Origin of the sequence: Pseudomonas sp. KB_15, from assembly GCF_052114525.1 — a bacterium.
Taxonomy (GTDB): Bacteria; Pseudomonadota; Gammaproteobacteria; order Pseudomonadales; family Pseudomonadaceae; genus Aquipseudomonas.
The window spans coordinates 45328-54454 of the sequence record NZ_JBFREX010000043.1; the positions used below are offsets into that span (position 1 = coordinate 45328).

A 9127-nucleotide genomic window follows, 5' to 3' on the forward strand; every position below is an offset into this window, starting at 1 on the left:
GGCGCTCAGCGCTGGCCTGGCGGGTTGTCTTTGAGCTGCAGGGCGCGCAGGTTGTGCGGGTCCAGACGCTGGATCAGCTGCAATTGCTCGACCGTCGGTGCCGCGGTGGTCGGGCAATCGTCCGGCACGTGCAGCTCAAACCCGGTGTTGTCCCGGACCTGTGCTGCCGTCACGCCGGGGTGCAGCGAACGAATGCGCATCTGCCGCTGCGGTCCCTGGAAATCCAGCACGCACAGATCGGTGATGACCAGGCGAATGTCGATATCATCCAGCGACCAGCCGCGCGCCAGGCGGGCCGGGTTGTAGCCGACCGAGGCGACCATATCGACCTCGCCTTCGACGAACACCCGACGGTTATGGCTCGGCACGCAAAACGAGTTGGCGTGGCTGATCGAGTTGCCGGGGAAACCGCGCACGCCGAGCATCTGCGCCTTGGGTTTGGCGTAGTCGCCGATGCAGGAAATGTTCGCCTGGCCATAGCGGTCGATCTGGGTCGGGCCGACCAGTGCATGGCGCTTGCCGCCCCAGACGTTGTCGAAAATCCGCGAGAACCCCATCCAGCTGTCACGCTTGGGCTCGTAGCCGTTGCGTGCCCCCAGCGGCACCGGCTCGGCGACCATGTAGGCTTCGGAGTCGGTCATCAGCAGTTGCGGGTTGCTGGTCAGCATGGCCAGCGAAGCGGCCAGACGCGGGATCACGCCGATGCCGGTGGCCAACACTTCGCCGTCTTCGCGCCAGGCGTCAGAGGCCGCGCAGATCATCAACTCGGCGAGGCTGTAAGTAGTAGTGCTCATCGGAAGGCTTCCTTAGAAAATCGGCAACGGCAGTTCACGGATCGCAGCCAGGCCGCCAACCTTGTCCAGATACTGTTCGTGGGTGCAGTCGACGTAGTCGCGCACGTACCCTTCCCAGCCATCGGCCGCCTGCACGGTGGCGTTGTAGGCCTTGAAGTGCGCGACGTCGAAACCGTACAGCGGCGCGCAGGACGACGGATGCGCCCCGCCCGGCACGTGGGCCACGGCGGTGGTCAGGTTGCGTTCCCAGAACACTTGATGGGCGTGGGCGCTGTCCTGATGGAAATACTCGCTGTCGACCAGTTCATCGCAGGTCACGTAGCTGTGGGTCGCGGCCCGCACGAACAGGTCGTCCATGTAGTGATCGGGTCCGCTGATCTGGCACACGCCGCGTTTGTCGGCACGGTCGACGTGCACCAGTGCTGCGTCGAGCTTGAGCGCCGGCATCGCCACCCAGTCCTTGCCATCGGCGTACGGCGAGGCGATCAATTTGATCTGGCGGTTGTAGCGCAGCACATCGGTGCCCAGGCCCACTGCGGTCGGAATGAACGGCACATTCATCGCCGCCGCCCGCAGACCGAGCAGCAGCATGCCCTCGTCGATCTCCATCACTTCCAGCGCCGCTTCCTGGCGCGCCTTGCGGAAGTACGGCTCCAGTGGAATGAAATCCAGGGAGACGAAGGCGAACACCAGTTTCCTGATCTTGCCGGCCGCGCAAAGCATGCCGACATCGGCTCCGCCATAGGCCACCACGGTCAGGTCCTTGAGGTCCGAGCGCAGAATTTCGCGCACCAGCGCCATCGGCTTGCGGCGCGGGCCCCAGCCACCGATGCCGATGGTCATGCCGTCACGCAGTTGGCCGACTATTTCGGCGGTGGTCATTTGCTTGTCCATCGTCATGTTCCTCATTGGCGACCGACACTGAAGTCGTGGCCCCAGTGGCTGACCACGGTGCTTTCGAACGGCGTGTGGCGGTCCCAGTCGACCACCAGGCCATCGCAGCCGTACTCCAGGTCAAACCCGGACGGGGTCTTGATATAGAAAGAGATCATCTGGTCATTGGTGTGCTGGCCGAGGGTGGCCGACAACTTCACGCCGTTGGCGTGGACGCGGTCCAGCGCCCTGCCCACTTCATCAAGCGCATTCACCTCGACCATCATGTGCACGCAGCCGTGGGGCATCGGGCACTCGAAAATCGCCAGCGAGTGGTGCCGGCCATTGTTGCAGTGCAGGAAGTGGATGCGCTTTTGCGGTTCGGCCGGGTCCGGGGTGAAGCGGACTTTCATCAGGTCCGACAGACCGAACCCCATCACCTGCTCGTAGAAATCGCGGCAACGCTCGAAGGCCGGCGCCGGGAGTACGACGTGGCCCATGCCAAGGTCGTTGGTGACAAAGCCTTTGACGCCGACCGGCGAGACGAAACGGGCGAAGTCCTGCAACGGGCCCCAGAACAGTTCGTGACGATTGCCATCCGGGTCGCTGAAGTGCACCAGCTCCTGAACCTTGCGCAGTTCTGCTTCGGCCGCGGTACCACGGGTCACTTGCACGTCGGCCTGTTGCAGCTCGAGGACCGCCTGTTCCAGCGCCGCCTTGCCGGCCACTTCCCAGCCGCAGGCACCGAAGCCGTTGTCGGCATTTTTCTGCACCAGGATGCGGTAATGGCGCTCGTCCATTTTCAGGTACAAAAGCTCATCGTCGCCGCTGACCATCATGCCCAGCACCTGACTCGCGTAATGACGCCATTGCGCCAGATCGCTGGACAGCAGGGTGACGTAACCCAGACCACGGATATCCATGGATGCACTCCTCGTTTTACTCAGGCGATGCCACCCTTCGGCGACTGCCGGGGGAGACTTTATGTAGGGCCTATTCAAGCGGGTTCGGGGAGGGGCAACATCGTCCAATGGGACTAGCGGATTTGATGGGGTACACGCATCAAAACTGTGGGAGCGGGCTTGCTCGCGAAGGCGGTGTGTCAGTCAACAGAGATGTTTGATGACAGGGCCCCATCGTCGGATCGCCGCCTGGAGCAAGCTCGCTCCCACAGGGCATTGGTGCAGGCTAAAAAAACGGGCCATACAGGCCCGCTTGAGGAAGGTTCGGAGGTATGAAACTTATCTTTTCTTACATTCTTCAAGCTCGTTTTGGCTTTTCAAAGTCGTAGCTATACCTAACCGATACTTGCAGTACTGGATGACCAGCTGTCGTTCCGTATCGCTTAGCTCACTCAATTTTTTGTCATCTGATTCGTACGCGAAAATATTCTCAAACTTCATCTRAAATGTCGGACTTCTCTTAATGAAAAAAATTTTTTCCGGATACGTGTCTTCCATCTTTTCGTAAAAACCGATGTAGAGAAAAGCGAAGAGTGCGATCGGAAAAATAATAAGCAGCGGCTTCATGATGAAGGTGGATGCATGAGTTGGGTTTTGATTCGAAGGATTCTCACCAGGTCCATCCCGATGTTGCCAGGGCAAATTTTTCCTTCGCCKGCTTGCATGGGGAATTCACGGTGCCCACCCAAAGTAGTCACCCTGAAAACACTGGTCAGAGCTTGAATCAAGTTCAGTAGCGCGTCGATTTGTACGGCAGGGATTTTCTGGTCCATATTGCCATGCATGGTTTCAAGAGCCTGACGGGTAATAGAAACCATATCGCCACCTTCTTCCGCGGTTGTCAGGTTTTCCAGCAAAACGATGCCAATAACACCTGTGTTGTAGTTACGTACGTTTGAGCCTTTGAACCGGATGTCCCGTCCCTCAAAGACTTTACCCATACAGTCGATGCCGTAGTGGTAACTGATGTCATCAAATTTAGCCTGATGCTCGCTCTGAATCGCAAGCATTTGTCCTGCGCCGAAGCCACAGCCCACACTTCTACCCGCATGGTGAAGTGCGATCATCGAGTAGTCCCAGTCATCGACCATTTCGCCTTTTACTTCATGAGCTCCCCAGGACGATCTTTCTACAAATTCATGACCATTTTTTCGGGCGAGCCTAATGATTGCTTCTCTGATCGCAGCTCTATCGTTGACAGTAATGGTAGTAAGGGCTGATGGTTCGTCGGGTATGACGATCGCTCGCCTTCGCCTTAATAGCAAATTGTTGAGCCATTTTTGAGCGTTCTTGAGGTAGCGGGTTTGCGACCGGTTCGGTTTTTGGCAACGATGACTTGCGTTGGGCGGCAGGAGCGACAAGAGGGTAATCCTGCGATCCCGCTCGCCAGCGCACTCCAATGCGTGAATAGTTGCCTGTCGAGTCTTCACTCAACGGGCTGAAAGGGTCACTGCGGACCAACAGCCAATCGCCGTTTTCTACGGTACTCAGTATTCGTTGCATATCGTCGTACAACAACTGACCACGCGAACGGCCATGAGCATGCAAAAAATCATCCAGCCCCAAGACCTCGTCGCGGCGGCTCAGAAGCGCCTGCCGTACCATGGACTTGGCAAAGAATGGAGATTCGATTTGATTGAAACCTATACCTTGACGCTCACGGTCTTGCTGACGAATAAGGCGCATCCACATACACCATCCTCCATAATAACGACGCACTCCAACAACATTGATAGGCGTCGATTTCCTTGTTGAGGACGGCAGAATAAACGGCCTATAGACCACTCAGTCAAGGCGCAGAAATCCCTGTAGGAATAGTCGCTGTGACTGCGCAATTTTGACCTTGCAGCAGAACCTGTGGGACCGAGGTTACTCCGCGCGGTGATCCGACGAAGGCGGCCTGATGTTCAACATCAATGTTGACTGTGCTGACCTATTCGCGAGCAAGCCCGCACCCACAGGGGTAGGTGGTGTTGCGGGTTTATGTAGGCGGATCGATTTGATCCAGCACACGGTTCGCGGTGATCTCGGCGAGCATGACGCTGTTGGAAATGCCCAACAGTGCATTGCGGTCACCGCCCTCCAGATGATCCACCAGTTGATGCACCATCACATCGACCGAGGCCAGGGTCTCGACCAGATAGACCACCAGGGTTTCGGTCGTGGCCTCGGGGTCGACACTGAACAGCGTGCTGATTGTTCGAGGGGTGGCTTTGATGTCGGCTGTCGAGGGGAAGTGGTAAGCGAGGGCTCGCTCGGCGGCTTCGTTGAGTTTTTTGGAATCGGGTTCGTTCGGGGATGCCGGATCGGCTTCCGGGGGATTAGGTGAAGGCTTGATCATGATTCCGTCTCCAGATATTGGAGCCGTCACCCAATTGCGACCAAACAAGGGGGTGGCAGCTGTACGCAGGTTAGTCGACCGGGGAGACACGAAACCGGCGCGCCCGAGAGCGCCCTGCGCACAGCTACCATCAAGCGCAGACATGAAATGACCTGACTCTCTGGAACGCATGCACGCTTCGTGTAACCACAGGCGACTAAACCCGATCACTGATGAGCAGTGACGCGAATCAAGTTACCGAGGGGGTCCAAGGCGCACAAGCCGGCGAATTCTGGCGTACCTGTAGGCAACGACGCAAGGCGTTGTAGCTTTCATCAAGTAACGCTGACAGCCGTTAAACAGGTGGCGCGAGCTTGCACATTAACCTGTAGGAGCGAGCCTGCTCGCGATGGTCGTCAACGATAACGCTGAAAGCCTGACACCCCGCGGCGTTCTCCGGTTTATCGCGAGCAGGCTCGCTCCTACAAGGGGTATGCGGTGTTCAATCTTTATTCGGCAGGCATAAAAAAACGGGCCTTGGGGACCCGTTGGAAAGTTGGCCTGACGTCCGTGCCAGGCCTGAAAAAACTGTAGCAGCTGCCGAAGGCTGCGTCCGAGTGCGCAGCGCTCGTAACCTGGCATACCGAGTCCGTCCAGAAACACCGCCTATTGCCCTTTTGCGAGTGCTGCGCACTCGGACGCAGCCTTCGGCAGCTGCTACAGTTTTGCGCTATCTCAAATCAGCCCTTACGAAAATGCGGGATCACCTTCTCGCCAATATTCTTCAGGGTCTCCAGCTGCGCCCACTGCGGCACGGTGCCCATCTGGCAGATGAACAGGATTTCGTCGGCGCCGGCGTCGATCAGGCGCTGCACATAATTGATGCAATCCTCGACGGTGCCGTAGGCGTGGTTGGGGTTCATCATCGCCATGGTGGGGTCGGAGAAATCGACGCTGACTTCTTCGGACGCGAAGCGCGACTTGATCACGCTCTGGCCGTTGCCGTCGACGAAGGTGTCGTCCTTCCACTTCTCCGGGTCCGGACGCTCGCCACCGCCGTACCAGTAGCCCAGGGATTCCATGAAGTAGCGTTGACCACGGATACCGATGCGGCGCGCTTCTGCGTTGTCGTCCAGCACGATGGCCGGGCACAGCGCGGCGATGTGACGGTTTGGACGGAAGCCCACTTGCTTCTTCTCATCGCGGTTGTCGTAGGCCGTGTGATACACCTCGACCTTCTTGGCTATCTCTTCCGGGCCACCGAAGCCCAGCACCAGCGCACCCATGCCGCGACCGCCGGCGTTTTTCAGCGACTCGGTGTTGGTGCACGCCAGGTACATCGGCGGGTGCGGATCCTGGTAAGGCTTTGGATGGATCGGACGCTTGGGGATCTGCACGAAGTCGCCGTTGTGCTCGATCTCGTCCTGCACGAACATTTTCGGGATCAGGTACATCATCTCGTCGATCTGCGGCTGCAAGGTCGCCAGGTCGTAGCCGAAGGTGCCGGACTCCTGCTGGGTGCCGCCCTTGCCCACACCGAAATGCACACGGCCCTTGGACAGCAGATCGAGGGTGGCGATGCGCTCGGCGACTTTCACCGGGTGGTTCATCGCCGGAGGCAGGCAGACCACACCGTGACCGATGCCGATACGCTCGGTTTTACCGGCCACGAAAGCCAGCATGGTTTCCGGCGCGGACATGTGCGAGTAGTTGCTTAGCGCGGTGTGTTCCACGCACCAGAAAGTGTCGAAGCCAAGCTTGTCGGCGAGGACGGCCTGCTCGACCGTGTCTTCAAAAATCTTGCGGTCGCCTTCACGGCTGGAGTCCACCGTCTGGGCTTCGTAAATCAGGGAAAATTTCATGGTTGATCCTTGTGCTTATTTGGATGCGCAGTCGGCGCCGTAGACCTTCGCCTTACCGTCAATGCTCGTGCATCGACGGGGCGCTCGAATCACGCAAACGGACTAGCCGATTTATAGGTAAAGAGCCGGGCATCGCGTCAGAGGAAGAAGTCGTTGCTGTCCTGGCCCATGCTGACGCCTCCAAGGTTCCAGGCGTACTTGGCCGGGCTATTGGCCACGTGGGCGCGACCAGTGTGAATGTCACGGAAGGCACGGTTGATCGGGTGACTGCGGAAGATCGTCGAAGCACCGCTGTTGAACATCAGGTCACCAACGGCCTTGGCGCACTTGTCGGCCACCAGCGCCGAGTCGTAACGCATCTTCACCCGCTCGGGCATACTCAACGGCTCACCCTTCTGCGCGCGCTCAAGCATCAGGGCGAAGTTGCGCAGCAGCACGGTCTTGCATTCATCGACGCAGACCATGGCGTTGGCCAGGGCCGATTGCGCGGCCGGATCCTGAACCATTTTGCGACCGTCATTGACCCCGACCCGCGCACGGTTGTGCTCGACAAACTGATCCACCGCGCCTTGCAGGGCACCGATGGCGGACGACGAAACCGCACGCACGAAAATCTGCCCGAACGGCAGGCGGAACAACGGTGCAGTGTTCACCTCGTTGCCCGGGCTGTCCTGCATGAAACCGTCGAACGCGCGATGGGTGCGGTACTCCGGCACGAAAGCGTTCTCCACCAGAATGTCGTGGGAGCCAGTGGCTTCCAGGCCCATGACATTCCAGTTATCGAGAATCTGGTAATCGCTGCGCGGCACCAGGAACGTCCGATAATCCGGCGCCCCACCCGCCTCTGCCGGCGGTACCAGCGCGCCGAGGAACGCCCAGTCGCAATGTTTGCTGCCGGAAGAGAAACCCCAGCGGCCGCTCAACTTGAAGCCACCTTCGACCCGCTCGACCTTGCCCACCGGCATATAGGAAGACGAAATCAGCACGCTGGAGTCGCTACCCCAGACATCCTGCGCGGCGCGGTCGTCGAACAGCGCCAGTTGCCAGTTGTGGATCGCCACCACCCCCAGCACCCAGGCCGAGGACATGCAGCCTTCGGCAAGGGTCATCTGTACCTCGAAGAAATCCTTGGGCTCCAGCTCATAGCCTTCCCAGCGGGACGGTTGCAGGATGCGAAAGAACCCGGCGTCCTGGAAATCCTTCAGTGTTTCTTCGGGCAACTGGCCGGCTTGCGCGGCGTTCAGGGCACGCTCACGCAGGATCGGCACCAGCTCGCGGGCACGTTGGCTCAGACGCTGGCGAATCAGGTCTTGATTGAGCATTTTTATTGTTCTCCTTTGTTCACCCCATCCGCCGGGGCGCGCGTGCAACGGGGCGGGTGTAGCGCCCCTACACTGGCATTCAAGCAATGCGCAACAGAGTGGACATCCCTCAAACGGACCATGTGGGATTGGGGGAACAGGTGTCTGGGGGTGTATCTGAAAGGGGGCGTGTTGGCTGACAGGCCGTATTCGCGGACAGGCTCGCTGCCGCATTGGGTCTCCGGTTTTACTCAGGACTTGTGGCCACGGAAGATCCCTGTGGGAGCGAGCTTGCTCGCGATGGCTATGTATCAGGCGATGATTATTTTGTAGGGGTACATATCCGTTGCTGCGGTAACGGCGGCTTATGGTTCCGCCCTTACGGCACCCGAGGCGGCCTACCGGCCGGCCTGGTTATTGGGGACGTTCGTCTGTGCGGTACCTGGTCGACTGGCCGGCCGCCATCGCGAGCAAGCTCGCTCCCACAGGTACTGAGTACATCTGCAAGCAATTGGTTGGCTGGCAGGCCGTCATCGCGAGCAGGCTCGCTCCTACAGTTGGGCGGGGTACATTCGGAAGAAATTGGTCGGCTGACAGGCCGCCATCGCAGGCAAGCCAGCTCCCACAGGGATTGCGGACATCTGCAAATACCAGGTCGGCTGTCAGGCCGCCATCGTCGGAACGCCGCCCGGAGCAAGCTCACTCCTACAGAAGAGCAACGGCAGATCGGCATACCCCCACGCTCTTCACCACTCATCAGGCCGAGCGTTAGCTCGCCTGCAGCTCTTGATCTTGATCCACCCGCCCCCTCGGAAGGCTGAGTGGAGGTGTTCATCCGGGGGTAGGCGCGCAGCGCCGTTCGGCGTAGCCGAACACATCGAGAGGAGGTCGAGCGAAGCCGACCGGAGGCGATGCCCCCGGATGAATGCCGGAGCGAAGGAACCCCGAGCCTAAGCGAGGGGCCGTACGTAAGGGGCGAGCGTTTTTTTGCTTACTTTTTTTAGGCGCTTGTAAA

8 protein-coding genes are annotated in these 9127 nt (G+C 59.1%); all 8 read right to left on the reverse strand.

Translation table 11 applies throughout. The features are described 5' to 3' along the window. Positions 1–5 precede the first annotated feature (5 nt). The 8 genes from AB4Z35_RS24365 to AB4Z35_RS24400 all read right to left on the reverse strand — a co-directional run bounded on the left by AB4Z35_RS24365 (position 6) and on the right by AB4Z35_RS24400 (position 8133). Complete coding sequence (locus AB4Z35_RS24365; protein ID WP_442099881.1) at positions 6–794, reverse strand: CoA-transferase subunit beta; 789 nt, start codon at positions 792–794, stop codon at positions 6–8. A gap of 12 nt (positions 795–806) precedes the next feature. Then, positions 807–1688 carry a CoA transferase subunit A gene (locus AB4Z35_RS24370; RefSeq protein ID WP_442099882.1) on the reverse strand — a complete coding sequence of 294 codons (882 nt, stop codon included), beginning with the start codon at positions 1686–1688 and terminating at the stop codon, positions 807–809. 11 nt (positions 1689–1699) lie between these two features. Next, on the reverse strand, positions 1700–2590 hold the full coding sequence (locus AB4Z35_RS24375) for a VOC family protein (RefSeq protein WP_442099883.1): 891 nt from the start codon (positions 2588–2590) through the stop codon (positions 1700–1702). Between the two features lie 602 nt (positions 2591–3192). Continuing rightward, positions 3193–3720: a peptidoglycan recognition protein family protein gene (locus tag AB4Z35_RS24380; protein ID WP_442099885.1), complete on the reverse strand. Its 528-nt coding sequence runs from the start codon at positions 3718–3720 to the stop codon at positions 3193–3195. A 97-nt stretch (positions 3721–3817) separates the two neighbouring features. Then, complete coding sequence (locus tag AB4Z35_RS24385) at positions 3818–4315, reverse strand: hypothetical protein (protein ID WP_442099886.1); 498 nt, start codon at positions 4313–4315, stop codon at positions 3818–3820. A 295-nt stretch (positions 4316–4610) separates the two neighbouring features. Next, on the reverse strand, positions 4611–4970 hold the full coding sequence (locus AB4Z35_RS24390) for a DUF6124 family protein (protein ID WP_442099888.1): 360 nt from the start codon (positions 4968–4970) through the stop codon (positions 4611–4613). A gap of 719 nt (positions 4971–5689) precedes the next feature. After that, complete coding sequence (locus AB4Z35_RS24395) at positions 5690–6811, reverse strand: LLM class flavin-dependent oxidoreductase (protein ID WP_442099890.1); 1122 nt, start codon at positions 6809–6811, stop codon at positions 5690–5692. Between the two features lie 137 nt (positions 6812–6948). Beyond that, positions 6949–8133, reverse strand: a complete 1185-nt coding sequence (locus AB4Z35_RS24400) for a flavin-dependent monooxygenase (RefSeq protein WP_442099891.1) — start codon at positions 8131–8133, stop codon at positions 6949–6951. Between the last annotated feature and the right edge of the window lie 994 nt (positions 8134–9127).